The 25,547-nt window shown below is 71.1% G+C and carries 16 protein-coding genes and 1 tRNA gene; 8 read left to right on the top strand and 9 right to left on the bottom strand.

What is annotated here, in order from left to right; all coding sequences use genetic code 11:
- Positions 1 to 39: 39 nt before the first annotated feature.
- Complete coding sequence (rdgB, locus tag BO39_RS20300; protein WP_043836876.1) at positions 40 to 660, bottom strand: RdgB/HAM1 family non-canonical purine NTP pyrophosphatase; 621 nt, start codon at positions 658 to 660, stop codon at positions 40 to 42.
- Positions 657 to 1,490 (bottom strand): ribonuclease PH, encoded by an 834-nt coding sequence (gene rph / locus BO39_RS20295; protein WP_084698300.1) that lies wholly within the window; start codon positions 1,488 to 1,490, stop codon positions 657 to 659. Before rph ends, rdgB begins: the two co-directional genes overlap by 4 nt.
- A 460-nt stretch (positions 1,491 to 1,950) precedes the next feature.
- Between rph and hrcA the strand changes: the two genes are divergently transcribed.
- Both hrcA and BO39_RS20285 read left to right on the top strand, forming a co-directional pair.
- Positions 1,951 to 3,045, top strand: a complete 1,095-nt coding sequence (hrcA, locus tag BO39_RS20290) for a heat-inducible transcriptional repressor HrcA (protein ID WP_052402355.1) — start codon at positions 1,951 to 1,953, stop codon at positions 3,043 to 3,045.
- 104 nt (positions 3,046 to 3,149) lie between these two features.
- Entirely contained in the window at positions 3,150 to 3,350 is a 201-nt protein-coding gene (locus BO39_RS20285) for a hypothetical protein (protein WP_156963792.1), read from the top strand.
- Positions 3,351 to 3,353: 3 nt separating this feature from the next.
- Here BO39_RS20285 and BO39_RS20280 read toward each other — a convergent pair whose 3' ends face one another.
- Both BO39_RS20280 and mutS read right to left on the bottom strand, forming a co-directional pair.
- Positions 3,354 to 6,098 (bottom strand): [protein-PII] uridylyltransferase, encoded by a 2,745-nt coding sequence (locus tag BO39_RS20280; RefSeq protein ID WP_052402353.1) that lies wholly within the window; start codon positions 6,096 to 6,098, stop codon positions 3,354 to 3,356.
- A complete protein-coding gene (gene mutS / locus BO39_RS20275; RefSeq protein ID WP_052402352.1) occupies positions 6,095 to 8,800 on the bottom strand; it encodes a DNA mismatch repair protein MutS in 2,706 nt (901 codons plus the stop codon). The genes BO39_RS20280 and mutS overlap by 4 nt, the downstream gene beginning before the upstream one ends.
- A 113-nt stretch (positions 8,801 to 8,913) precedes the next feature.
- On the opposite strand from mutS, the gene BO39_RS20270 reads away from it, so the two are divergent.
- Positions 8,914 to 10,506, top strand: coding sequence for an ABC transporter substrate-binding protein (locus BO39_RS20270; protein ID WP_043836875.1), 1,593 nt, complete (start codon positions 8,914 to 8,916; stop codon positions 10,504 to 10,506).
- A 58-nt stretch (positions 10,507 to 10,564) separates the two neighbouring features.
- A complete protein-coding gene (locus BO39_RS20265) occupies positions 10,565 to 12,883 on the top strand; it encodes an NADP-dependent malic enzyme (protein WP_043836954.1) in 2,319 nt (772 codons plus the stop codon).
- Positions 12,884 to 12,975: 92 nt separating this feature from the next.
- On the opposite strand, the gene BO39_RS20260 is transcribed toward BO39_RS20265, so the two are convergent.
- Genes BO39_RS20260 through aptA form a run of 3 tightly spaced genes read right to left on the bottom strand, consistent with a single transcriptional unit; the run spans position 12,976 to position 17,282 of the window.
- Positions 12,976 to 14,370 carry a M20/M25/M40 family metallo-hydrolase gene (locus BO39_RS20260; protein ID WP_043836874.1) on the bottom strand — a complete coding sequence of 465 codons (1,395 nt, stop codon included), beginning with the start codon at positions 14,368 to 14,370 and terminating at the stop codon, positions 12,976 to 12,978.
- Between the two features lie 22 nt (positions 14,371 to 14,392).
- Positions 14,393 to 15,943 carry an ABC transporter substrate-binding protein gene (locus BO39_RS20255; protein WP_043836873.1) on the bottom strand — a complete coding sequence of 517 codons (1,551 nt, stop codon included), beginning with the start codon at positions 15,941 to 15,943 and terminating at the stop codon, positions 14,393 to 14,395.
- A gap of 13 nt (positions 15,944 to 15,956) precedes the next feature.
- Positions 15,957 to 17,282, bottom strand: a complete 1,326-nt coding sequence (aptA, locus tag BO39_RS20250) for an omega-aminotransferase AptA (RefSeq protein ID WP_245615292.1) — start codon at positions 17,280 to 17,282, stop codon at positions 15,957 to 15,959.
- Between the two features lie 147 nt (positions 17,283 to 17,429).
- On the opposite strand from aptA, the gene BO39_RS31305 reads away from it, so the two are divergent.
- The 3 genes from BO39_RS31305 to BO39_RS20230 all read left to right on the top strand — a co-directional run bounded on the left by BO39_RS31305 (position 17,430) and on the right by BO39_RS20230 (position 21,041).
- Positions 17,430 to 18,683 carry a glycoside hydrolase family 108 protein gene (locus BO39_RS31305; RefSeq protein ID WP_084698299.1) on the top strand — a complete coding sequence of 418 codons (1,254 nt, stop codon included), beginning with the start codon at positions 17,430 to 17,432 and terminating at the stop codon, positions 18,681 to 18,683.
- 72 nt (positions 18,684 to 18,755) lie between these two features.
- Positions 18,756 to 18,832: transfer RNA gene (locus BO39_RS20240), tRNA-Arg, on the top strand.
- Between the two features lie 613 nt (positions 18,833 to 19,445).
- Positions 19,446 to 21,041, top strand: coding sequence for a putative O-glycosylation ligase, exosortase A system-associated (locus BO39_RS20230; RefSeq protein WP_043836870.1), 1,596 nt, complete (start codon positions 19,446 to 19,448; stop codon positions 21,039 to 21,041).
- A 15-nt stretch (positions 21,042 to 21,056) separates the two neighbouring features.
- Here BO39_RS20230 and BO39_RS20225 read toward each other — a convergent pair whose 3' ends face one another.
- Positions 21,057 to 22,157, bottom strand: coding sequence for an acyltransferase family protein (locus BO39_RS20225; protein ID WP_043836869.1), 1,101 nt, complete (start codon positions 22,155 to 22,157; stop codon positions 21,057 to 21,059).
- A 251-nt stretch (positions 22,158 to 22,408) separates the two neighbouring features.
- Between BO39_RS20225 and BO39_RS20220 the strand changes: the two genes are divergently transcribed.
- The gene (locus BO39_RS20220; RefSeq protein ID WP_043836868.1) at positions 22,409 to 23,593 is read left to right on the top strand and encodes a glycosyltransferase; all 1,185 of its coding nucleotides are present in this window, start codon (positions 22,409 to 22,411) and stop codon (positions 23,591 to 23,593) included.
- Here BO39_RS20220 and asnB read toward each other — a convergent pair.
- The gene (asnB, locus tag BO39_RS20215; protein WP_084698297.1) at positions 23,520 to 25,535 is read right to left on the bottom strand and encodes an asparagine synthase (glutamine-hydrolyzing); all 2,016 of its coding nucleotides are present in this window, start codon (positions 25,533 to 25,535) and stop codon (positions 23,520 to 23,522) included. The two genes, BO39_RS20220 and asnB, sit on opposite strands and share 74 nt — an antisense overlap.
- Positions 25,536 to 25,547 lie beyond the last annotated feature (12 nt).

Genomic DNA, 25,547 nt, shown 5'->3' with positions numbered 1-25,547 from the left:
AGGCCCGGTTAACCGCCGGCGCCTTGCGGGCGGGTGGGGCTAGCCCTTCGGCAGGCAGGCCTCCTCAAGCATGCGGAAGGCGGCGGCGCGGTGGCTGATCGCGTGCTTCCTCGCCGGGTCCATCTCCGCGAAGGTCTGTGTCTCGCCCTCCGGCACGAACATCGGGTCGTAGCCGAAGCCGTGGTCGCCGCGGGGCGGCCAGACCCAGCGGCCATGCGCCTCGCCGAGGAAGGCCTCCACATGGCCGTCCGGCCAGGCGAGGACGAGGGCGCAGGAGAACCAGGCCGCACGGTCGGGCGAGTGACGGGCCAGCCGCTCCACCTTCGCCATGGCCCCGGCATAGTCGCGCGTGCCGTCGGGCTGCTCGGCCCAGTCGGCGGTGTAGACGCCGGGCGCGCCGTCGAGCGCGGCGGCGGAGAAGCCGGAATCGTCGGCCAGGGCGACGGTGCCGCTCGCCCGCGCCGCCGCCAGCGCCTTCAGCGAGGCGTTGCCGATGAAGGTCGTCTCGGTCTCCTCGGGGACGGGCAGGCCTAACTCCCCGGCCGTGACCACCGCGATGCCGTGCCCGGCGAGAAGGGCCGCGACCTCGCGCGCCTTGCCGGCATTGTGGGTGGCGAGGACGAGCCGCTTCTCCGTCAGCGGCCGGTGCGCGCCGCTCACAGCCCCACCGCCGCGCGCTGGGCCGCGAAGAGCTCCGCCGTTCCCTTCCGCGCGAGCCCGAGCAAGGCCGTCAGCTCCGCCTCGGAGAAGGGGGCGGACTCGGCGGTGGCCTGCACCTCCACGATGCCGCCCTTGGCGGTCAGCACGAAGTTCCCGTCCGTGCCCGCCCCGCTGTCCTCGGCGTAGTCGAGGTCGAGTACCGGCTCGCCGCCATGGATCCCGCAGGAGACGGCGGCCACCTGGTCCAGCAGGGGGTCGCGCGCGATGATGTTGTTGCGGCGGAGGTGCTGGAAAGCGAGGTGGAGCGCCACCCAGGCGCCGGTGATCGCCGCGCAGCGCGTGCCGCCATCGGCCGTCAGCACGTCGCAGTCGAGGGTGATCGTCATCTCCCCCATGGCCGCGCGGTCGGTCACGGCGCGCAGGCTGCGCCCGATGAGGCGCTGGATCTCCTGGGTGCGGCCGGACTGCTTGCCGCGCGCCGCCTCGCGCTCTCCGCGGGTATGGGTGGCGCGGGGCAGCATGCCGTACTCGGCCGTGACCCAGCCCTGGCCCTTGCCGCGCATGAAGCCGGGCACGCGCCCCTCGACGCTGGCGGTGCAGAGCACCTCGGTCACGCCCATCCGGACGAGGCAGGAGCCCTCCGCGTGGCGGGCGAAGCCGGGTTCGAGCCTTAGCTGGCGAAGCTGGTCGGGGGCGCGCCCGGAGGGTCGGCCGGTGGGACGGTCGGTGGGACGGGCGGTGGGGTCGATGCCGAGCGCCTGCCCGAGGGCGGCGCCGAAGGCGGTGCCGGCGGGCTTGCCGGGGCTCCGGCCTGGCGGTGCGGATGACATGCGGCGGCCCTCTCTCGCGACGGAGGCGGGAGGAACACGCCCGGCCCCGCCCCTGTCAACGCCAGGCCCGGCGCTGCCTTCGTAAGGGGCGGGCACGGCAGGGTCACTTCCGCCGCCAGGGCCTCGGCTGCCCCCGGCTCCGCGGGCGGGAGCCAGAGGGCGAGCATCGCCGCCCAGGCCCCTGCCGAGGGCAGTCCTCGCTTGCGTCCCGATCCATCCCCCGCGTCGCCCATGTCGGCCCCCGCATCACGACCGCATTGAGCAAGGCCTCGCGCGACGGAAGAATGTCGCCCGCGTGACGGAATGTGGCAGCGCCACGCTTGCGATCCTGTAAATGGAACGTGGCCTCATCGGAACAAATCGGCGGGAGGGCGCTGCCTGGCGGGCGCACCGCGTTGACGCCCCACCTCCCGCTACCTAGGTTGGAGGTTCGCCGATTTTCACGGAGACCCGCCACCGAATGGGCGCCCAGCCCAACCAACGCCCCGGCATCACGGCATCGCGCAGCATCTCCGCAGGGGGCAGCCTGCCGGGCCTCGACATGCGCAGCGCCTCCATCCTCCGCCAGGTGGTGGAGCTCTACGTCGAGACCGGCGAGCCCGTCGGAAGCCGGACCCTCTCCCGCCGCCTGCCGCTCTCGCTCTCCCCGGCCACCATCCGCAACGCCATGGCGGACCTCGAGGAGGCCGGGCTGCTCTACGCGCCCCATACTTCCGCCGGCCGCCTCCCGACCGAGCGCGGGCTGCGCCTCTTCGTGGACGGGCTGCTCGAGTTCGGCGACCTGACGGATGACGAGCGCGAGGCCATCTCCGCCCGCTGTGCCGCCTCAGGCCGGTCGATGCAGGACACGCTGGCCGAGGCCGGGCAGATGCTCTCGGGCCTGGCCGGCGCCGCCGGCCTTGTCGTGGCGCCGAGCGCCGAATCGGCCGTTCGCCACATCGAGTTCGTCGCCCTCGGCCCCGGCCGCGCCCTGGTGGTGCTCGTGGGCGAGCGCGGCCAGGTGGAGAACCGCATCATCGAGGTTCCGCCCGGGCTCCCCGCCGGCGCGCTGGCCCAGGCCGGGAACTACCTCAACGCCCGCCTCAATGGCCGCACGCTGGAGGATGCCCGGCACCTCGTCTCGGACGAGATCGCGGCGAACCGCACGGCGCTGGATGCCCTGACGAACCAGGTGGTGCAGTCCGGCCTCGCGACCTGGGCGGGTGGGGGAGGGGGCTCGCTCATCCTCCGCGGCCAGTCGCGCCTGCTGCAGAACATCGACCAGGCGGCGCGCGTGGCCGAGATCCAGTCCCTTTTCGACCGGCTGGAAGCGCAGGAGACGATGCTGCGCCTGCTGGAGCTCGCCCAGCGCGGGCAAGGCGTGCAGATCTTCATCGGCGCCGAGAGCGGCGTGTTCGACACCGCCGGCCTCTCCATGGTCGTCGCCCCCTTCCGCAACGGGCAGGAAAAGATCGTTGGCGCCATCGGCGTCATCGGGCCGACGCGCATCAACTACGGGCGGGTGATCCCGGTGGTGGACTACACGGCCCAGGTGATCGGGCGGATGCTGGGCTGACCGCCCCGCCTTGTCTCCGGTCGCAAGCGGGGATGGTCCCCTTCCGTGATGATGCTGCCGGCGCCGGAAGCGCGAGGTGACGCGCAGCCATGGAGAACAACCCGATGAGCGACACGCCGCCCACCAACTCGGCCCCCCATCCCGAGGAGATGCGCGCCGAGGTGGAGGTCCGCCTCGGCCCGGCTGGCACGCTCCGGGCCACGGCGCGCGCGACCCCCGCGGGCCTCGTCGCGGTCGGCATCCTCGTCTCCGCCATCCTGCTGTCCACCGCGGCGCTCGTCCGCGCCGCGCGCGCGCGCCGGTAGGCGTCAGCCGGCCAGGGCCGACTCCGTTCCGAGCGCTGCCAGCACCACCCGCCGTAGCCCCTCGAGCTTCCGCTCGTTCTCGATCTTCAGGCCGAAGAGGTCCTTCACGTAGAAGACGTCCACCGCCCGCACGCCATAGGTCGTGACATGGGCGGAGGCGATCTGCACGCCCTGGTCGGAGATCGCGGCGGTCACGTCGTGCAGCAGCCCCGGGCGGTCGCGGCCGTTCACCTCGATGACGGTGTGGGTGTTGCTCGCGTGGTTGTCGATCACCACGCGCGGCGGAACCGTCACGGCCCGCAGCCGCGCGGGCTCGCGCTTGACCTTGAGGATCTCGTCGTTGATCCGCATCCGGCCCGAGAGCGCCTGCTCGATCATCACCGAGAGCCGCGCGAGACGGTGCGGCGCGTCCAGCGCGCCGCCGGCCGCGTCCTGCACCCAGAAGGTGTCGAGCGCCATGCCGTTCGTCATCGTGTGGATGCGGGCATCGACGATGGAGGCCCCGCCCACCGCGAGCGCCCCTGCGATCTGGCTGAACAGGCCGGGATGGTCGGCGGTGTAGACCGTCACCTCCGTCACGGCACGGTCCTCCAGCACCTCGGTCCGCACGGTCAGGGGCGCGCCCGTGGCCTCGGCCTCGCGGATCAGCGCGGCGTGCCGGGCATGCGTATCGGGATCGAAGGAGAGCCAGTAGCCGGGGTAGCCGAGCGAGAGGAAGTGCTCGACCTCCGCCTGCGGCCGGAAGGAGAGGGCGGCGGCGGCGGCCTCGCGCGCGCGGGCCACGCGCACGTCGCGCTCGGGCACGGAGAGCCCGCCCGCCAGTACCTCGGCCACGCGCCAGTAGAGCTCCCGCAGCAGCGTCGCCTTCCAGCCGTTCCAGACCTTCGGCCCGACGGCGCGCATGTCGCAGACCGTGAGCACGAGCAGCAGCCGCAGCCGCTCGGGCGACTGCACGACCTCCGCGAGGTCGAGGATGGTCTTGGGGTCGTCGATGTCGCGCTTGAAGGCGGTCTGGCTGACGAGAAGGTGGTTCAGCACGAGCCAGGAGACCGTCTCCGTCTCCTCGGGCGAGAGGCCGAGGCGCGGGCAGAGTTCCTGCGCGATGCCGGCGCCGATCTCGGAGTGGTCGCCGCCGCGGCCCTTGGCGATGTCGTGCAGCAGGATCGCGGCGTAGAGCGCGCGGCGGGACTGCAACTGGCCCACGAGCTCGGAGGCCACCGGCGCGATCGTGTCCAGCTCCCCGCGCTCAAGGGCGTTCATCACGCCCACCGCCTCGATCGTGTGCTCCTCGACGGTGAAGACATGATAGGTGTCGAACTGCATCAGCCCGACGATGCGCGCCCATTCGGGCACGAGGCTGGACAGCACCCCGGCCTCGTTCAGCGCCCGCAGCCAGCGAGCGCTCTGCTTGCCCGTGAGGAGGTCGAGGAAGAGGGTATTCGCCGCCGCCTGCCCGCGCAGCCGCGTCGCGTAGCGCGCATTGCGGATGAGCGCCCGGAGGCCGAGCGGGTGGATCTCCATGCCCCGGTCGCGCGCCGCGCGCACCAGGCGCAGCATCACCGCCGGATCAGCGGCGATGTCGTGGTCGGGGGCAAAGAGGACCTTGCCATCGGCCAGCGTCAGCCCGTCACGCTTCATGGCGTCATCGGGCGCGGGCTGGAGCGCGGGCATGCCGAGCGCCGCGCGTTCGATCGCGGGCTCCAGCAGCCGCTTGAGCCGCACCACCTCCCTCGCGGTGAGGAAGAGGTGCTTCATGAAGCGCTCCACCCCGTCCTGCTTGCCGTGGCGGGTGTAGCCCATGCGGGCGCCCACCACCGGCTGCAGGTCGAAGGTCAGCCGCTCCTCGGCACGACCCGTGACGTAGTGGAGGTGAAAGCGAACGGTCCAGAGGAAGGACCAGGCGCGGCGGAAGGCCCGCGCCTCCTGCGCCGTCAGCAGGCCGCCACCGGGGCTGTCGGGCCCGACGAGCTGCCACATCTTTTCGACGTCGAACGCGTAGCGGGCAAGCCAGTACATCGTCTGGAGGTCGCGCAGGCCCCCGCGGCCCTCCTTGATGTGAGGCTCCACGAGATAGGGACTGTCGCCGTAGCGCGCGTGCCGCAGCCCGCGCTCGATCTGCTTGGAGTGCAGGAACTGCCCGAGGCCCCATTCCGCCCGCGCCTTCGCGTAGGCCGCGTGGAAGCGGTCGTAGACGGCACGGTCGCCCTCCAGGAAGCGGGCGTCGAGCAGCGCCGTCTGCACGGTGGTGTCGGCCTTCGCGTCCACCAGGCACTCGGCGATGGAGCGCGTGGCATGGCCGACCTTCACCCCGAGGTCCCAGAGGAGATAGAGCATGAACTCCACCGCCCGCCGCCCCGGCACCTCCAATGGCGCCTCCGAGACGAAGAGGAGATCGATGTCGGAATAGGGGGCGAGGGTGCCGCGCCCGTAGCCACCCGTGGCGGCCAGCGCGAAGGGCGGTGCCTCCGCCGGCACCCCGGTGGCGACGAGGCTGTAGCGCATGATGGCCGCGATCAGTCCGTCCATCTCGCTGGCGAGTGCCCGCGCGGCGACCAGCCCCGCGAGGTTCTCACGCTCAAAACGCTCCTGCATGCCGCCCTGAATGCGGCTGAGGTGACGGCGCAGGGAGGCCAGCGCCAGGTCCCGGGACGGCGGCGGCGAGGACCAAAGCCCTTCTAGACCCGCTCCGTCAAACCCGAACTGCGGCACGTAGGGTGCTTCGGCGGTGCCGAGGGCAGCGGTGTTCATCCGACGGAAGATAAGGAGTCCTTCTGCGGCGCAACAGCCATCCCGTGGCCGGGCAGGAGCGATTTCAGCCGGTAGAGCGCCTCCAGCGCCTCTCGTGGCGCCATCGCATCAGGGTCCAGCTCTTTCAACGCTGCAATGAGCGGGTCCGGCTCTACCCCTGGTTGCGGCCGGGGCGGTGTGCCTGCGAAGAGGGGCAACTCGCCGGAGAGGGGGTCCAGCCCCCGCGCCCTTTCCTCAAGCGAGGCAAGCACCGTCTCGGCCCGGCCCACCACCTCCCGCGGGACGCCTGCCAGGCGGGCAACGTGCAGGCCCCAGGACCGTTCCGAGGCGCCCGGCCCCACCAGATGCTGGAACACAACCTGCCCGCGGTGCTCCCGCACCTTCATCGCGGCCGGCGCCAGTTCCGGCAGCTTGCCGGCCAGCGCCGTCAGCTCGTGGAAATGGGTGGCAAAGAGGGTGCGGGAGCGGAGGCGGTCGTGCAGCGCCTCCAGCACTGCCCAGGCGATGGCGAGGCCGTCCCAGGTGGCCGTGCCGCGCCCGACCTCGTCCAGCACCACGAAGGAGCGGGGTCCGGCCTGGTTCAGCACCGCCGCCGTCTCGCTCATCTCCACCATGAAGGTGGAGCGGCCGCCGGCGATGTCGTCCGCCGTGCCGACGCGGGAGAAGAGGCGGTCTACCAGCCCGATCCGGGCGGATTCCGCCGGCACGAAGAGCCCGGCCTGGGCGAGCACCACCATCAGCGCGTTCTGGCGGAGATAGGTGGACTTGCCCGCCATGTTCGGCCCCGTCAGCAAGCAGAGACGGCGGCCGGGGGAGAGGTCGGCGTCGTTCGGCACGAAGGCGGGGCCACGGTTGCGGCGGAGCGCGGCCTCCACCACGGGGTGCCGGCCCTGGGTGATGCAGAAGTCCGGGCGGGAGGGGATCTCCGGCCGGCACCAGCCGCCACCCGCCGCGAGCTCGGCCGAGGCCGCGTGCACGTCCAACTCCGCCACGGCGCGCGCCGCGGCGGCGATGCCCGGGGCGGCATCGAGGCAGAGCTTGCGGAGGTGGCGCACCACCATCCCTTCCCGCCGCGCCGCCTCGTCCCGCGCCTGGGAGAGCTTGCGGTCGAGGTCCGAGAGTGCCCCGCAGGTGAAGCGGTGGGCATTGGCCATGCTCTGCCGGTGGACCGGCGCCATGGGGCCCGGCGCGGGCTTGGCCCGGAGCAGGGTCTCGCCCGCTGCCGCCGGCACCTCCGCCAGGAAGCCGAGCTGCTGGTGGTGGCGGATCTTAAGGCTGGCGACGCCCCAGGCCTGGGCGAGGTCCATCTGCAGCGCGAGGATGGCCCCGCGCGCGTCGTCCCTGAGGCGTCGCAGCGCGTCCAGCTCCCCGTCATAGCCGGGGCCGACCACGCCGCCGTCCTCCAGCCGGGCCGGCAGTTCGGCCGCCAGGGCGCGGGCGAGTTCTTCGCGCGGCGATCCCTCCGGCACCAGCGCCCCGAGGGCCGAGAGCAGCAGGGGCGGGACAGGGGGCACGCCCGCAGCTTCGGCGATCGCGGCGCGCATCGCCTCCGCCCGCGCCAGCCCGTCGCGCAGCGCCGCGAGGTCGCGCGGGAAGAAGCGCTCCACCGAGAGGCGACCGAGGGCGCGGGCCATGTCCGGTGCGCCGCGCAGCGCCTCCCTCAGCCCCGTTCGCACCGCGCCGGCCGCGAGGAGAAAGGAGACGGCATCGTGCCGCGCGGCGATAGGCGCCTCCTCGGCGAGTGGCGTCGAGAGCCGGGCCGCCAGCTCCCGCGCCCCGGCGGCGGTCAGGGTGCGGTCCACCGCGCCGAGAAGGCAGTCCTTGCCTCCGCGCTCGGCGCGCAGGATTTCCAGGCTCCGCCGGGTGGCCGCGTCCATCCGCAGCGTGCCCTCGCCGCCCCGGCACTCCGGCGGGGCGAGGCGGGGGAGGGTGCCGCCGGAGGTCGCGCGCACGTAGTCGAGCGCCATGGCCAGGGCCGCCGTCTCGCCCTCGGTAAAGCTCCCGAAGGCAGCGAGGCTGGCCACCCCCCAGGCCTCTGCCGCGACGCGTCCGCCGTCCCGGGGCGGGGCCGTCTCGCGCACCGCGCCGCCGAGCGGGGTGAGGAGGTCGCCGGCTGTGAGGGATTCGGGGGCCAGCACCTCCGCCGGCTCCAGGCGGGCCAGCAGGGCGCCCAGCTCGGCCGCTGCCAGGCTTTCCGTGCAGACCTGGCCCGTCGAGACATCCAGCCAAGCGGCGCCCACCCGTTCCCCGCCCTCGGGTGCCAGGGCCAGCAGCCAGGAGGGGTGGGCGCCCTCCAGCAGCGCCTCCTCCGTTACCGTCGCGGGGGTGACGACGCGCACCACCTCCCGCCGCACGGCCGGGGCCTTCCTGGCCTTGGCGGCCTCGGGCGTCTCCATCTGCTCGCAGATCGCGACGCGGTAGCCGCGGCGGATGAGGCGGGCGAGATAGGCCTCCATCGCGTGCACGGGCACGCCCGCCATGGGCACGGGCCGCCCCGCGTGCTCCCCCCGATGGGAGACGGCGAGGCCCAGCGCCTCCCCGGCCGTGACGGCGTCGGCGAAGAACAGCTCGAAAAAGTCGCCCATGCGGAAGAAGATCAGCGCGTCCGGATGCGCGGCCTTGGCGGCGAACCACTGCGCCATGGCGGGGGTGGCGCCCTCGGCACGGGGAATGTCGTTCGGCGACGGCGGGACGGCGTTCATGGGCCTCAGTCCTAAGTGCGGCGCGGGGTTCGGTCCAGCGCTTGCAAAGCCCCGCGAGGCGGGCGCAGGTTTTCGGCAAGGGGCCGGCCAAGGACCCCGAGGGAGAGAACCGGATGGATCGTCGAAGCCTTCTTCGCAGCGGCGCGGCCTTGGTCGCTGGCGCGTCGGCCCCGCTGCTTGCCTCCCCAGCCCTGGGCCAGGACATGCGCGCGGCGACGCTCCGCTTCGTGCCGCAGGCGAATCTGACGAGCCTCGACCCCGTCTGGACGACCGCGACCGTCACCAGCAACCATGGCTACTACGTCTTCGACACCCTCTACGCGGTGGACGCCGCGAACCGCCCCCGCCCACAGATGGCCGAGGGGCACGAGGTGCTGGACGACGGCCGCCGCTGGCGCTTCCGCCTGCGGGACGGTCTGCGCTTCCACGACGGCGAACCGGTTCGCGCGGCCGACTGCATCGCCAGCATCAAGCGCTGGTGCGTGCGCGACCCCTTCGGCCAGCTCCTTGCCCGCGCGGTGGCGGAGTGGCGCGCGGTTGACGACCGGAGCTTCGAGGCCCGGCTGAACCGCCCCTTCCCGCTGATGCTCGATGCCCTGGCCAAGCCGGATGCGAGCGTGTGCTTCATCATGCCTGAACGGCTGGCGAATACCGAGGCGACGCGCGCCATCACCGAAATGATCGGCTCCGGCCCCTATCGTTTCGTGGCGGGCGAGTACAACTCGGGCTCGCGCGTGGTTTATGAGAAGTTCGACGGCTACGTGCCCCGCCAGGAGCCGCCCGAGCGCGCCTCGGGCGGGAAGATCGCGCGGATGCGGCGGATCGAGTGGAGCGTCATCCCCGACGCCTCCACCGCGGCGGCGGCCCTGACGAACGGCGAGATCGACTGGTGGGAGCGCCCGCTGTCGGACCTGCGCCCGGTGCTGACCCGCAACCGCGAGATCCGGCAGGAGATCCTGGACGTGGAGGGGCGGCTCGCGCTCATGCGGCTGAACTGCCTCCAGCCGCCCTTCGACGACGTGCGCCTGCGCCGGGCGGTGCGGCTTTCCGTCATCCAGGACAGCTACATGCGCGCCGCCCAGGGGGACGACACCTCCCTCTGGAGTGAGACGCGCAGCCTTTATCCCCGCCGCACGCCCTATTACCGCGACAACCCCGACCTCATGCCCGGTAGCCTCGACGCCGCGCGCGCCGCGCTGAAGGAGGCCGGCTACAGCAACGGCAAGCTTGTCATCATCAACCCCACGGACTTTCCGGATATCGGGCCGCTCGGGCAGGTGACTAACGATGCGCTGCGCCGCATCGGCATGAACGTGCAGCTGGACGAGAGCGACTGGGGCACGGTGATCCAGCGCCGCAACTCGCGCGAGCCGGTGGAGCGCGGCGGCTGGAGCATCTTCCACACCACCGGCTCCTCCAACACCTATGGCAGCCCCGCCATGTCCCCGCTCATCCGCGGCCAGGGCGAGGCGGGGTGGTTCGGGTGGTGGAAGAGCGACCGCGCGGAGGCGCTGACGGCGGAATGGATGGACGCTCCGGACGACGCGGCCCGCGCGCGCACCGCGGAAGCCCTCGGGCGGCTCGCGCTGGACGAGGTTGCGACCATCCCGCTCGGCCAGTTCACCATCCGCACCGCCTTCCGCCGCAACCTGACGGATTTCCTGGAGGGCAGCACGCCCTATCCCTGGAACATCCGGCGGGTCTGATGCGCTTCACGCTTCGCACCCGGCGGGGCATAAGGCCGCCAGAGCGGGAGAAATGACCATGGACGACGCGCGCCGCACCGGAAACGGGGATTCCCGGACCGCCCGCATCACCCGGGAGGAGGCCCTGGCGATGCATGCCGAGGGCAAGCCCGGCAAGCTTGAGATCCGCCTCACCAAGCCTCTCTCGACCGCGCGCGACCTCTCTCTTGCTTATTCGCCAGGCGTGGCCGAGCCCTGCCTCGAGATCCACCGGGACAAGTCGCTGGCCTATGACTACACGGCCAAGGGCAACATGGTTGCCGTCATCTCCAACGGCACGGCGGTGCTCGGCCTCGGCGATCTCGGGGCGGTGGCCAGCAAGCCGGTGATGGAGGGCAAGGCGGCGCTGTTCAAGCGCTTCGCCGAGGTGGATTCCATCGACCTCTGCGTCGATACCTCCGACGTGGACGAGTTCGTCAACTGCGTCCGCTTTCTCGCGCCCTCCTTCGGCGGCATCAACCTCGAGGACATCAAGGCCCCCGAGTGCTTCGTGATCGAGCAGCGCCTGCGCGAGATCATGGACATCCCGGTCTTCCACGACGACCAGCACGGCACCGCCATCGTCGCTGCCGCCGGGCTGATCAACGCCTGCCACCTGACGGGCCGTGACCTCCGCGACACGAGCCTTGTCATCAACGGCGCGGGCTCCGCCGCCATCGCCTGCGCGGAACTGCTGCGCGCGATGGGGATGCGGCCGCAGAACATCGTCATGTGCGACACGAAGGGCGTGCTCTACCGCGGCCGCACCGAGGGCATGAACCAGTGGAAGTCGGCGCATGCCGTCGACACGGGCGCGCGCACCCTGACCGAGGCGCTTTCCGGCGCGGACGCCTTCTTCGGCCTTTCCAAGAAGGGTGCGGTGACGCCCGACATGGTCCGCGCCATGGCGGACAAGCCCATCATCTTCGCCATGGCCAACCCGGACCCGGAGATCACGCCGGACGAGGCGAAGGCCGTTCGCCCCGATTGCATCGTGGCCACCGGGCGCTCGGACTACCCGAACCAGGTGAACAACGTCCTCGGCTTTCCCTTTATCTTCCGCGGCGCGCTGGACGTGCGCGCCACCACGATCAACGAGCCGATGAAGATCGCGGCCGCCCACGCGCTGGCGATGCTCGCGCGCGAGGACGTGCCGGAGGAGGTGGCGGGCGCCGGCGGCGGGCTCGGGCTTCGCTTCGGTCCCGACTACATCATCCCGCACGCCTTCGACCCGCGCCTGATCTCCCGCGTCTCGCCGGCCGTGGCGAAGGCCGCGATGGAGAGCGGCGTCGCGCGCAAGCCCATCCTGGACATGCAGCGCTACGCGCGCGACCTCGCGCAGAAGCTGGATGCCGCCGGCGGGGCACTGGAGGCGATCACCGAGCGCGTTCGCCACAGCCCCCGCCGCGTCGTCTTCGCCGAGGGCGAGGAGGAGAAGACGATCCGCGCCGCCATCGCCTTCCGCAACGCGGGCTACGGCACGCCCGTGCTCGTCGGCCGAGAGGAGCGCGTGACGGCGACCGTCGCGGCGCTGGGCATTCCGCTGCCCGAGGGGATCGAGATCCACAATGCCGCGCTCTCGGACAGCAACCACCGCTACGCCGAGTACATCTACGGCCGCATGCAGCGGCGTGGCTTCCTGTTCCGCGACGCCCAGCGCGCCGTGAACCTCGATCGCAACGTCTTCGCCGCCTGCATGGTGGCGCTCGGCGACGCTGATGCCATGGTGACGGGCACGACCCGCTCCTACTCCGCGGCGCTGAAGCAGATCACGCTCGCGATCGACCCCGCACCCTCCTCCCAGGGCGGGGAGGGCGTGCTGTTTGGCCTCACGCTGATGCTGACGCGCCGCGCCGGCACCGTGCTGATCGCCGACACCACCATCCACGAGCGGCCGGATTCCGAGACCCTGGCCGAGATCGCCGTGCAGTCCGCCGCCCAGGCCCGGCGCCTCGGGCTGGAGCCGCGCGTCGCCTTCCTCTCCTTCTCGACCTTCGGCGACCCGCGTGGCAGCGTCATTCCGGAGACCGTGCGCCACGCGGTGGAACTGCTCGATGCCCGCGGCGATGTCGGCTTCGAATACGAGGGCGAACTGGCGGCGGACGTCGCGCTCGATCCCTCGCTGCGCGCGCTCTATCCCTTCTGCCGCCTGACCGGCGCGGCCAACGTGCTCATCATGCCCGGCCTGCACGCGGCCAATATCCTCAGCAAGGCCGCGCCGCGCCTGACCAGCGCGACTACCATCGGGCCGCTGCTCATGGGGCTGTCCAAGCCGGCGCAGATCCTGTCCATCGCGTCCGGGGTGAACGGCATTCTGGATATGGCCTGCCTCGCGGCGCACGATTCGCTGCCGAGGTAGAGGCGGCGCTGGCGGCCCCGGGGGAGAGAAGGAGTTCTCCCCCAGGGGCCTACCCATCTTCTTCTTTCTGCTGAGGCGCCTTGCGGAAGCGGCTACTGCCGGCCCTCTCCGATGTCCCACCAGAGACCGGCCATGAGGCCGAGGCCTTCGCGGAAAAGCGTGCCCAGCCCGTGCTCGTCCGGCCCGTGCTGGCCGCAGCCGCCGTAGGAGTGGGGAATCCAGATCACCGGCACGCCGAGTTCCTGCTTGAAGAACTCGGAGGGGCCGGAGGCGCCGATGGTCGGGATGACGTTGGGCTGGCGGCCCACCGTGCGGGCGAAGGAGGCCTCCACCGTCCGCACCCAGGGGTCGTTCGGGTCGGTGCGGGAGGCGAGGAACATGTCCCGCTCGGTCACCGGCACCACCTCCACCTCGGGGAAGCCCTGGGCGTCGAGATGGGCGCGGAGGGCGGGCACAACCTGGGCGCCGTCCACGTCCACGGTGTGGCGGAGCTGGATGCGGGCGCGGGCAGTGCCGCCGACGGCGTTCACCGGGCCCTCCGGCTGGCCGGAGATGCTGGCGAGGACGATGGCGCTGCTCCAGGCATAGATGCGTTCCGCGTTGGAGAGGCCGGGCTCGCCCCAGTCGGGTTCGGGCACGGGGGCGCCGGGCTGGGGCTCGCTGATGACGGCGCGCGCGGCGGCTGTCACGGCTTCCGGCACGTGGGCGGGCGTCCAGCCCGGCACGAGGATGCGGCCGTCGCGCGAGATGATGGAGGCGATGGCGTGCGCCATGATGACGCCAGGGTCCTTCAGCAGCCCGCCCCAGTGCCCGGAATGGTGCCCGCCCTCGCGGAGCGAGATCACGAGGTCCATCGCGATCCCGCCGCGCGTGCCGAGCATGATGTCCGGCACCACGCGGGAGACGCGGGGGCCGTCGAGGGCGATGAACACATCCGCCGCCAGCAGGTCGCGATGGGCGCGGATGAAGGGCAGCAGGCCCGGCGATCCCGCCTCCTCGCCCGTCTCGACCATGATCTTGGCGTTGAAGCCGAGGCGGCCGCCGCGCTCGTCCATCACGGCGCCCATGGCGTCGATGCCCAGCAGGTGCTGGCCCTTGTTGTCCACGGTGCCGCGGCCGTAGATGCGGTCGCCCTCCACGGTGAGCTTCCAAGGATCGAGGCCGGGCCGCCAGCGCTCGGGCATGGCGCGCACCACGTCGCCGTGGCCGTAGAACAGCACGGTGGGAAGGGCTGGGTCCTCGATGCGCGTCGCGACCAGCACGGGGCCGTGGATGGGCTCGGGGTTCTCGATCACCCGCGTCTCGAAGCCCAGCACCGAGACCATGGGGCCGAGCACCTGGTGGCAGTAGCGCTCCAGCTCCGACTTCCGCTCGGGTGGGTGGCTCTCGGTCTGCACCGCGACCAGGCTGGCCAGCCGGTCGAGGAAGGTGCCGTCGTCGTATTCCTGCTGCGCGCGCGCGATGGCGCCGTCCCTCGTTCCCGTCACGTCCGTTCCCCTGGGTTTGCGCTTATGGCGCGGGCCGCACGGCGGAGATGCTGAGCATCTCGTCCACCCGCGGCTCGAAGGTCAGCCCGCGCCGGGAGGCGAAGGTGGCCTTCTGGATGTAGAGCGGCGCGATGGCGACATCTTCCATCGCCATCCGTACCGCGCGCTGCAGCAGCGGCTCCCGCGCCGCGGGGTCGGGCGTGCGGCCGGCCTCGTCCAGCACCGCCTCGAAGGCGGGGTTGGCGTAGCGGCGGTTGGTCCGCGCCTCGTCCCGCAGGTTGAGGATGGAGCGCAACGGGTAGGAGGCCTCGCTGGTCACGGCGGTGCCGCCCATCAGCGAGGCCGTGAACTCCTGCCGCCCCTGGCGCGCGGAGTAGGTGGTCCAGGGCTGGGCATCGACGACCGTCTGCACGCCGATGCGCTGCCACATCTGGCCGATGGCCTGCAGCACGCGGGCGTCGTTGGGGTAGCGGTCGTTCGGCCCGTGCAGGGTCAGGCGGAAGCCCTGCGGGAAGCCGGCCTCGGCCAGCAGGCGGCGGGCGGCGGCGGGGTCGTAGACGGGCAGCAGGCCTGGCACGTAGCCGCTCAGGCCTTCCCGGACGACCTGGGCGGAGGGAACGGCCGATCCCTCCATCACGCGCTCGGTGAGGGCGTTGCGGTCGATCGCCATCGAGAGCGCGCGGCGGACGCGGAGGTCGCGGAGGGGGTTGGCCGCGAGCTTCTCGCCGTTGAGCCCGGTGGCGAAGGGCGTCTCGTCGCGCAGGCTGTCCAGGTGGAGGAAGACGATGCGTAGCCCGACGGTCTCCTCCAAGGAGAGGCGCGGGTCGGCGCGCAGCCGGGCGAGGTCGGCGGTCGGCACGCCGTTGATCACGTCCACGTCGCCCGAGAGGAGGGCGGCGGTGCGCGCGGCGGCGTTGCGGATCGTGCGGTTCACCGCCCGCTCCCAGTGCGGGCGCGGGCCCCAGTAGGTCTCGTTTCGCGCCAACTCCACCCGCTCCCCCGGCGTGAAGGAGACGAGGCGGTAGGGGCCAGTGCCGATGGCGAGGCGGCCCTCGTTGAAGCCCGCGGTTGTCGCGCCCTCGTGGATGCGGCGGCTGAGCATGCCGACCCAGGCGAGGTTCGCGGGCACCAGCGGGTCCGGTCCCTTGGTGTGCAGCCGCACGACAAGGGGGCTGACTACCTCCACCCGGGCGATGCTGGCGGTGAAGATCACCAGCGAGCCCGGGGAGTTCGGCACGTTCGGAACGCGGTCGATGGTGAAGGCCACGTCGTCGGCGGTGAAGGGCGTGCCGTCCTGGAAGGTGACGCCTGGGCGAAGGCGGAACTCCCAGATATCGGGCGCGACGGTGGTCCAGGACTCGGCGAGGGCGGGGCCGGTGCTGCCGTCGGCCCGCATGGCGGTAAGACCGTCGAAGATCTCCCGCGTCACCTCGATGATGGGCGTCGCGGTGTAGAAATGGGGGTCGATGCTGGTGACGGTGGCGTTGTTGCCGAAGGTGAGGGTCTGCGCGCGCGGCGCGGTGGCCGCGAGCGCGAGACCCAGGGCGATTGCCAGCCGGCGAGCCCAGCGCATCCCCCGATCCTCCTCAGGCGATCGCGTGGATCGCGTCGGAGAGGGTGCCGATCAGCCGGTCCACATGCGGCTTCTCGATGATCAGCGGCGGCGAGAGGGCGACGATGTCGCCGGTCACGCGCACCAGCACGCCGTCGTCGAAGCAGCGGCGGAACACGTCCATGGCGCGCGCGCCCGGCTTGCCCTCGCGCGGTGCGAGCTCGATCCCGGCGATGAGGCCGAGATTGCGGATGTCGATCACGCCGGGGGCGGAGCGGAGGGAGTGCGCCGCCTCCTCCCAGTAGGGCTCGATGGCTCGCGCCCGGCCGGGCAGGTCCTCCTCCCGGTGCAGGGCCAGCGTCGCGATGGCGGCCGCTGACGCGAGGGGGTGGCCGGAATAGGTATAGCCGTGGAACAGCTCGATCCCCGCGGGCGAGCCCTCCACCACCGCCTCGTAGACGGCGTTGGAGCAGGCGACGGCGCCCATGGGCACGGCGGCGTTGGTCAGGCCCTTGGCCATAGTCATGATGTCCGGCACCACCTCCAGCCGCTCCGCCCCGAAATCGGTGCCGAGGCGCCCGAAGCCGGTGATGACCTCGTCGTAGATGAGGAGGATGCCGTTCTTGTCGCAGATCTCGCGCAGGCGCTTCAGGTAGCCCTTTGGCGGCACCAGCACGCCGGTGGAGCCGGCGACGGGCTCGACCATGACCGCCGCGATGGTGTCGCCGTGCAGCGCGACGAGGTCCTCGAGCTTGTTCGCCAGTTCCGCGCCGTGCTCCGGCATGCCCTTGGTGAAGGCGTTGCGCGCGGGGTCATGCGTGTGGGGCAGGTGGTCCACATAGGGGAGCATGGCGCCGAACTGCTTGCGGTTGCCGCCGATGCCGCCGACCGACATGCCGCCGAAGCCGACACCATGATAGCCGCGCTCCCGCCCGATGAGGCGCACGCGCTGGGACTGGCCACGGGCCTTCTGGTAGGCGAGGGCGATCTTGAGGGCCGTGTCCGCGCTCTCGCTACCGGAATTGGTGAAGAAGACGCGGTCGATGCCGGCGGGCGTCATCTCCGCGACCCGTGCCGCGGCCTCGAAGGCGATGGGGTGGCCGAGCTGGAAGGTAGGCGCGAAATCCATGATCGCCGCCTGCTTCTGGATCGCCTCCACGATCTCGCGCCGGCCGTGGCCCGCGTTGCAGCACCAGAGCCCGGCCGTGCCGTCCAGTACCTCCCGCCCCTCGGGCGTGAAGTAGGACATGCCCTCGGCGCGGGCGAGCATGCGCGGGTTCGTCTTGAAGTAGCGGTTGTCGGAATAGGGCATCCAGAACGAGTCGAGATCGTTCGGGCGCGGCGGGGACATGTTATTCATGGGGCACCTTTGGGCGTGGCCGCAGGATGGCCCGGCTGGGCCAGGGGAAACAAGGCGGGTAACGGGAAAATGCTTGATTTCCTATGTTAGGAAGGTATACATTCCCTTGGCGATCCGATGTCCCGTTCACCGTAGGAGCCCCCCCACATGGCGCTATCGCTCATTCCCGTCGCGGCCGCCCTGGTGCCCGACATCCTGCGGCTGGTGGCCGCCGATCCCGCCGGCCTCGTCGCGGCCGCAGCCGCCGAAGCCGTCCATCAGGTGCTCGGCACCGCCGATCCCGTAGCCGCCCGCGCAGCCCTGGCCGCCGATCCAGGGCGGGCGGCCGCCCTTCGCGCCCGGCTGACGGAGATTGCCCTGCAGGGCGCCCGCCTTGCGGCGGAAACCCGCCCGGTGGGTGAGGGACGACGGGGCGCGGCCTCCCTCGCGGGTCTTTCTGCGGGAGGAGGGACGGCCCGCGCGGCACGGGGCGGCGCATCGGCCTGGGGGCCGGTCACGGTCTCCACCCTCGTGGTGCTGGGCTTCTTCTCGGTGCTGGCGCTGCTGGTGAGCATCAATCCGCCGGCCGAGGGCGGCCCCCGCTTCGACCCCCAGGTGGCCAGCGTGATCAACATCACCGTGGGCACGCTCGGCGCCGCCTTCGCCGCGGTGGTGAATTTCTGGATCGGCTCCTCCCAATCCTCCCGCAACAAGGATGCCCTGGTGGGGCGGCTGCAGGAGGTGCAGCTACAGGCGCGGTTGCAGGGCCCGCCACAGGCCCCGCAGGGCGCGGCCATCTCCGCCGATCCGCCGGCGCCGGCGCTCTCCCTCGTGTCGCGCGTCGCGCAGCGGCCGGCCGAGGACCGCTTCGATGCCTGTCTCGACCATGTGCTGGCAGCGGAAGGTGGGTTCGTAAACAACCCGGCCGATCCCGGTGGCGCCACCAACCTCGGCATTACCCGCCGCACCCTTTCTGACTTCCGTGACGTCGAGGCGACCGAGGCGGATGTTCGCGCCCTGACCCGGGCCGAGGCGCGCGAGATCTATCGGGCTCGGTACTGGATCCCGATGCGCTGCGCCGAGCTGCCCCCCGGAGTGGACCTGATGGTCTTCGACTTCGGGGTGAATGCCGGGCCAGGCCGGAGCCTTCGTCTCCTTCAGGGCAGTGTTGGGGTGAAAGCGGACGGGTCGATCGGGCCCATAACCCTCGCCGCGGCCCGGGCCTGCCGCGGGGCGGAGCTCATCGGCCGGCTCGCAGCAGGACGGATGGCCTACTACCGCGGCCTGGACGGGTTCCAGACCTTCGGCCGGGGCTGGACGCGTCGGGTGGAGGGCACTCGCCAGGCGGCCTTGGGGATGTCGGCGGGGGGAACCTCCGCGATCGCGATGGGCACAGGGGCGACGGAGAGCCTTGCAGCCTGAGCCGGGCTGCCGGTGAGGCGGTCGCCCGTCGGGGGTTCCCCCCGGCGGGCGGCTGGGCTATTGAACCCACGGGGACCCGTAGCTCAGCTGGATAGAGCGTTGCCCTCCGAAGGCAAAGGTCGCACGTTCGAATCGTGTCGGGTCCGCCAGTTTCATCTCTGAGCAAGGCCAGGATTGCCGTTCGGCGGCAGTTTGACGAAGGCTCCCTCGTGGGCTTGGGCACGGCTGAGCCTGCGCCGCCATTGTCTTAGCCGCCCGTATTGTGCCGGTTGGTGAGGTGGGTTCTGCCGCCGCCGATCTTCGCGAGGTATTAGCGTCGTAAGCGTCGGCAGCGGACTGTTCAGTCTGCCCTCAGGGCAACGGAGTATCCAGCCTCGGCTGAGCAAGGTCGTCCTTGCAAGCCTTCCATCCCACGAAAATCTGGCTGGCAAGGCCTTCTCAATGCAACCGTAACGGGATCACGTTGCGTTCAATCATGAACTTGCGTTCCCTGGGCTATTTCATTCGGCCCGGGTTTTCGCCAGGAATACAGTGGCGGACGAGTGGAGCGGGAGCGGCATGCTTGATCTTAGTGCCATTTTGTTTACTACAATTCTTTGTGTCTTCATTGCTGTCCGTGCCGTGATTCTGGACAGCAAAATTCCCTGGTTCAGCCAGCCGCAACCCGAGGAGGCACCCGGGAAGCCGCAGGAAGTGGATGAGGGCTGGCGCCGGAAGCACGCGCGCACGGCCAGCGCCGCGCGTGGGGAGAGATAAGGCGCCATGCTGCGCAGTGTCTACCTGACCCTCATCTATATTGCCTTCGTCACGCTCGGGGTGGCCGCGCCCTTCGTGTTCAGCCTCGGCTATGTCTGGGTCGATACCTTCACGCCGCAGAACGTCGCCTACTCGATCCTTCCCTCGATTCCGGTCTCGCTGATCATGGCGCTGCTGGCGATCGGCGGCTACGTGATGATGGACCGCCGCGATCCGCCGGGCATCTCTCTCATCCTCGTGCTCACCGTGCTCTTTGCGGGCTGGGTGACCTTCACGACCGCCGTGCTCGCCGTTTCGCCCTGGTCAGCCTGGACGAAGTGGAACTGGGCGGTGAAGACGATCCTCTTCTCCGCTTTTATCCCCTACGTCTTCCGCTCGCGCGTGCAGATCGAAGCCTTCCTCCAGATCTACCTCTTCTCGCTAGCGATCCACGTCCTACCCACTGGGTTGAAAACCATCATCAACGGCGGCGGCTACGGCATGGCCCTCGGCGTGGTGAGCGGCAATTCCGGCTTCGCGGAGGGAAGCACCCTCGCAGCCGTCGCCCTGATGCTGCTGCCGATCGTCCTCTACCTGCGCAACCACACCATTATCGTGCCGAAGCATCCGATCACGAACCTGATGTATATCGGCCTCGCGGTCGCGACCATTACCTGCGCGGTTGGCACCTACGCCCGCACCGGGCTCATTGGCATGCTCGTCGTCGGCACCGGGCTGTGGCTCCGCACGCGGCATAAGGTGACCTACGGCCTGATGGGCGCGGTGGCGGGGGCGGCGCTCGTCTTCTTCACCTCGAGCGCCTGGAACGAACGAATTTCCACAATCAACACCTACCAGACCGAGGGCTCGGCCCTCGGGCGCATTCTCGTCTGGAAGTGGACTCTCGACTTCGTCGCCCACAACCCGCTGGGCGGCGGGTTCAACTCCTTTGAAGTGAACGAGATCCGCTTCCCCGCCGCGGATGGCGGGTTGGAGGACGATGTCTTCAGGGGCAAGGCCTTCCACAGCATCTACTTCGAGGTGCTGGGAGAGCATGGTTGGCCGGGCCTTGCCCTGTTTGGCGCGCTGATCGTCACCGCCTTCCTCTCGCTCCAGCGGACCTCGCGATGGGCGAAGAAGACGCCGGGGATGGAGTGGCTGCGGGAACTCGCCTACGCCTTGCAGGTTTCCCTGATCACGCTGCTCGCCTGCGGTTCCTTCATCGGCGTCGCCTTCCAGCCGATGCTTTATTACATGTTCGCCCTTTCGGCCTGCCTCGCCCACCATGTCCAACGGTTGAAGAAGGGGGCGGCGGACGCGGCGAAGCAGCAGCGCAGCTGGCGGGATCGGCTCACCCTGCCGAAGCCCGCAGGCCCTGCGCTGCCCGAGCCGGCGGTGGCCGCGGGCGGCGGCTGGCGCGCGGCGCCCGCGGCCAAGGGGTTGGCGGGCGGACCCGCCTACAAGCCGCCCGTGCCCACCCGCCAGCCGGGCTGGCGCAACCGCCCCGCGACGGGAAGCGCGACGCTCGCCGCCGCCCCCGCCCTGGCGGGGCCCCGGGATGCTGGCTGGCGCAGACGGGCCGCGCCGGCGAGAATGGAAGGCGACCTCCCGGTCAAGGGATGAGAGCCCGGCCCTCCCTCAGCGGGGGCCGGGCTGCGTCGAGGCACCCGAGCCGGGCAGGGGGCGGCTCCGTAGTAGGGTCTGCACGGCCTGCTGCCCCGGCCGCTCGATGAGGCGGTAGAGAACGACCGACAGAGCCCCGGTGACGAGCACATAGGTGCCGAGGATCGCCAGCACCGGCGTGTCGGGCCCCACGATGAGGAACTTGACCCAGTCCTTGACGAAGTAATGGACCAGATAGGTCGAGTAGGAGATGTCGCCGAGCCACTCCAGCACTGGAACCCGGAGCGCGCGCGCCAGCGGGTTGTTCTCGTCGGTCAGGGCGTAGATCAGGCACAGGAAGCCCGCGGGCATGACGGCGTAATCCGGCACCGGCAGCAGGGCATAGGCCGCGAAGAGGGCGAGAGCGAGGCCCGCCGCGATCCCGCTCCGCCACGGGCCGCGCGCGGGGCAGAGGGTGGTGAAGTGGCAGAGAAGCACGCCCGTCTGGAATTCGATCAGGCAGCGCATCAGCCCGAGACGCGGGATTTCGCCGCCGAGTTCCCCGCCATTCGCCGCCGTCAGCACCGCGAGGAGCACGAGCAGCAGGATCGCCCCGCCGACCACGAGAATCCGCCTTCGGTAGGCCGGGACGAGCAGGGGGGTGAGGATCGGGAAGACGAGGTAGGAGGCCCACTCGGTGCTGATCGACCAGGCCGGGATGTTCCACCGAATGTCGTCGGTCAGGCCCCAGTTCTGCACGAGGAAGAGGCTCATCACGTAGTAGGCGGGGTCGTAGCGGTGGTCGATCGTGCCCTGGGTCGAGAAGAACTTCAGCGCGATGGGGTTCGCGAGAAAGACGAGCATCATGAAGAGGTGCAGCGGATAGATCCGCGCGAGCCGCAGCAGGAGGAAGCGGATGCTGTCCCCGAGGCGGAAGGTCTCCATCCGGCTGGCATAGTTGAGGGCGATGACGAAGCCGCTCAGCTCGAAGAACAGGTCCACCGCAAGGTAGCCCTTGGCGGTGAAGGCCTGGATGGCCCAGGGCGTGCCCGCGGGGAAGAACTCCCGGAAGTGGTAGAGCACCACCCACCAGGCCGCGACGCCGCGCAGCGAGGTGAGCGCGTGAATCGGTCTCACTCTGCTCAAACCAGGACTCCCGTGCCGGGGTTGGAGCCGGCCCCCCGATCCGGGGCCGGCGAGGCGACGCGCCCTCTCGGCCAGGGAGGCAGAACGCATGCGGGCGGGCTCGTTGCAAGGGCGCACGGCCGCGTATCGTCCCCGCCCCGAGCCGGCGGCCGTCCCTCGGCTACTAGACGCCGGGCCCGAGGGCCGTCAGGTTGCGCCCCGTCGCGAGTCGCGACTTGGGACGGAGAGGTTTGGGGGCCCGAATGCTGCGCGTGCTCACCATCTCCACGCTGTTCCCGAACGTGGTGCGGCCGACCTTCGGCGTCTTCGTGGAGCACCAGACCCGCGCCCTCGCCGCCCGGCAGGGGGTGGAGGTCCGCGTGGTCAACCCGATCGGCCTGCCCCCCTTTCCGCTCGATCTGCACCCGCATTACCGGCCGCTGCGCGACCTGCCGGCCGAAGAGAGCTGGAAGGGCATCCGCGTCGCACGGCCGCGCATGCTGACGATCCCGGGCCTCAGCGGCCGCTTCAACCCGGCCCTGCTCGCCCGGGCGGCCCGCCCCGTGATCGCGCGCTGGCGGGACGAGGGCTTCGCCTTCGACGTGATCGACGCCCAGTTCTTCTATCCCGACGGCCCCGCCGCCGAGCGGCTGGCCTCCGAGTTCGGGGTGCCGCTGCTGGTCAAGGCGCGGGGTGCGGACATCCACTACTGGGGCGCGCGCCGCGGCTGCCGGGAGGGGATCATGAGGGCTGCCGCCCGGGCTGGCCGCCTCCTCGCGGTCTCGCAGTCCCTCGCGCGGGACATGGCGGGCATGGGCATGGATGCCGCCAAGATCGCCGTGCACTACACCGGCTGCGACCTTGAGCGCTTCCGCCCTAACGATCGCGCGGCGGCGAAGCGCGATCTCGGCGTGACAGGGCCGCTGGTTGTCAGCCTCGGGTCGCTCATCCCACGCAAGGGGCACGAGCTGGTGATCGAGGCCATGGCGGGCGTCGAGGGCGCCACTCTCCTCGTTGTCGGCGAAGGGCCTGAGCGCGAACGGCTGGAACGCCTCGTCCGCCAGCGCGGACTCGGGGACCGGGTGCGGCTCCTCGGCAACCGCCCCCACGCCGAGCTGCCGGGAATCCTGGTTGCTGCCGATGTCATGGCCCTCGCCTCCGAGAGCGAGGGGCTGGCCAATGCCTGGGTGGAGGCGCTGGCCTGCGGCACCCCGGTGGTGACGCCGGACGTGGACGGGGCCGCGGAGGCCATCGACCGCCCGGCGGCCGGGCGCCTGCTGCGCGAGCGGACGCCGGCCGCCATCGCCGCCGCCATCCGGGACATCCTGACCGACCCGCCGCCCCAGGCCGCTGTGCGGGAGAGCGCGGAACGCTTCAGTTGGGAACGAAACGGTCGGCAGCTGCACGAGCATCTGGCGCATCTGGCCGCCACGGGTCCTGCCCGCTGAAGGGCTCCGGCCGCGCGTGGTCGAGCGATGCGTGCCAGGCCTGGAACATGAGCAGGTTCCAGATGACGCGGTTGAAGGAGTGGTTCCGGTAGAGGAAATCCTCCCAGAGCTTGCGGCAGGCGCGCACGTCGAGCAGGCCGTGGCGGGCCAGGGCCGCCGGGCTCATCAGCGCCTCCGCCCAGTCGCGCAACTCGGACCGCAACCAGACCTCCACAGGCGCCCCGAAGCCGCGCTTCGGCCGGTCCACCAACGCGCGCGGCACGTGCCGGTAGAGTAATTGCCGAAGCGGAAGCTTGCCCTCCCCGGCTGCGTATTTCTCGGCCGTCGGGAAGCGCCAGGACATCTCGATCACGCGGTAGTCGAGCAGGGGGCAGCGCACCTCGAGCGAGGTGGACATGCTCGCCCGGTCCACCTTCGCCAGGATATCGTCCGTGAGGTAGGTCGCGAGGTCGGTGAAGCCCATGCGGTCGATCGGGGTCGAGCGGCCGAGGAGGTAGCGCGGATCCTCCAGCGGGTTCGGCAGCCCGGCGGGGCTGGCGAGAAGCGAATCCGCCTCGAGCGTCTGCGAGACGAGCATCCGGTGGACCTCGTCCGGGTCGCCCGAACCCATCAGGCAGTCGAGCAGCCGCAGCCGGCGCGCCATGCGCATCTGCCCCAGCCGCTCGGCCGCCGGCGCCAGCCCTCCCGAGACGAGACCGGCCAGGGCCCGCACGGGCCGCGGCAGGCCACGCCGCCGCTCCAGCCACTCGTTCACCGCGGCGTAGCGGGCATAGCCGCCCAGCAGCTCGTCGCCGCCATCGCCCGAGAGCGCGACGGTCACCTGGCGGCGCGCCAGCCGGCACAGCAGGGTCGTGGGCACGATCGAGTCGTCGGCCAGGGGCTCGTCGCAGACCTCGGCGATGTCGCGGATCATGTCCTGGATGTCGGCGGCGCCGAGATAGGCCTCCTCGTGCTGCGTCCCGAGATGCTCGGCCACGGCGCGCGCGTGCGGCGCCTCGTCCCACTCGCGCACGTTGAAGCCGATGGCGAAGCTGTGGACCGCGCCGGCCGAGCCCTTGGCCATGAGCGCCGTGACAAGGCTCGAGTCGATGCCGCCCGAGAGGAAGGAGCCCACGGGCACGTCGGCGACCATGCGGAGCGCGACCGAGTCCCGCAGCAGCGCCTCGAACTCCTCCTGCCGGGCCAGGCGTCCGGCGGCCTGGGCGTCCAGCCCGGCCTCCGCCACGCCCCGGAGATCCCAGTAGGGGCTGGGCTCAGGGGATTCCCGGCGCCCCGCCGCCCGGGCGTCGAGGCGCAGGATATGGCCACCGGGCAGCTTGGAGAGGCCCGCGAAGATCGTCTGACGCCCGACGACGTAGCCGATCTGGAGGAAGCCCGAGAGCGCCTCGGTCGAGAGGCGGCCGTCGAAGGCGGGATGGGCCCGCAGGGCCTTCAACTCGGAGCCGAAGAGGAAATGGCCGCCCATCCAGCCGTAATACATGGGCTTCTTGCCGATCCGGTCGCGCGCGAGGAGGAGGGAGTTCTCCCGCCGGTCCCAGACGGCGATCGCGAACATGCCGTTGGCGCGCCCCAGCGCGCGCTCGAGTCCCCATTCGTCGATGGCCTCGACCAGCACCTCGGTGTCGGAGTGCCCGCGCCAGGGATGCCCGCCGCGCGCCGCGTCGATCTCGGCGCGAAGTTCGGCGAAGTTGTAGATCTCGCCGTTCATCATAGCGACGAAGCGCCCGTCCGCGGAGGCCATCGGCTGATGGCCGGCGGGAGAGAGGTCGATGATGGAGAGGCGGCGGAAGCCGAAGGCAATGCCGCTCTCCGCATCGATCCAGGTGCCGTGATCGTCGGGCCCGCGATGCGTGAGGCGGTCGCGCATCGCTTCGACGATCCCGCGGGCCACGGCCTCGCTGCCGAAGTGTGCCGGCGACCAGAAGCCGGTCAGTCCGCACATTCAGCCCGTCTC

Source organism: Roseomonas aerilata DSM 19363, from assembly GCF_000711725.1.
GTDB lineage: Bacteria > Pseudomonadota > Alphaproteobacteria > Acetobacterales > Acetobacteraceae > Roseomonas > Roseomonas aerilata.
The sequence above is the reverse complement of the archived record's forward strand: the minus strand, read 5'-3'. Positions and strand labels throughout refer to the sequence as shown.

Excerpts from the sequence above, each read along its gene's own strand:
- rph (WP_084698300.1), bottom strand. The coding sequence starts at position 1,490 with ATGTCATCCGCACCGCCAGGCCGGAGCCCCGGCAAGCCCGCCGGCACC.
- hrcA (WP_052402355.1), top strand. The coding sequence starts at position 1,951 with ATGGGCGCCCAGCCCAACCAACGCCCCGGCATCACGGCATCGCGCAGC.
- BO39_RS20285 (WP_156963792.1), top strand. The coding sequence starts at position 3,150 with ATGAGCGACACGCCGCCCACCAACTCGGCCCCCCATCCCGAGGAGATG.
- BO39_RS20280 (WP_052402353.1), bottom strand. The coding sequence starts at position 6,098 with ATGAACACCGCTGCCCTCGGCACCGCCGAAGCACCCTACGTGCCGCAG.
- mutS (WP_052402352.1), bottom strand. The coding sequence starts at position 8,800 with ATGAACGCCGTCCCGCCGTCGCCGAACGACATTCCCCGTGCCGAGGGC.
- BO39_RS20270 (WP_043836875.1), top strand. The coding sequence starts at position 8,914 with ATGGATCGTCGAAGCCTTCTTCGCAGCGGCGCGGCCTTGGTCGCTGGC.
- BO39_RS20265 (WP_043836954.1), top strand. The coding sequence starts at position 10,565 with ATGGACGACGCGCGCCGCACCGGAAACGGGGATTCCCGGACCGCCCGC.
- BO39_RS20255 (WP_043836873.1), bottom strand. The coding sequence starts at position 15,943 with ATGCGCTGGGCTCGCCGGCTGGCAATCGCCCTGGGTCTCGCGCTCGCG.
- aptA (WP_245615292.1), bottom strand. The coding sequence starts at position 17,282 with ATGAATAACATGTCCCCGCCGCGCCCGAACGATCTCGACTCGTTCTGG.
- BO39_RS31305 (WP_084698299.1), top strand. The coding sequence starts at position 17,430 with ATGGCGCTATCGCTCATTCCCGTCGCGGCCGCCCTGGTGCCCGACATC.
- BO39_RS20230 (WP_043836870.1), top strand. The coding sequence starts at position 19,446 with ATGCTGCGCAGTGTCTACCTGACCCTCATCTATATTGCCTTCGTCACG.
- BO39_RS20220 (WP_043836868.1), top strand. The coding sequence starts at position 22,409 with ATGCTGCGCGTGCTCACCATCTCCACGCTGTTCCCGAACGTGGTGCGG.
- asnB (WP_084698297.1), bottom strand. The coding sequence starts at position 25,535 with ATGTGCGGACTGACCGGCTTCTGGTCGCCGGCACACTTCGGCAGCGAG.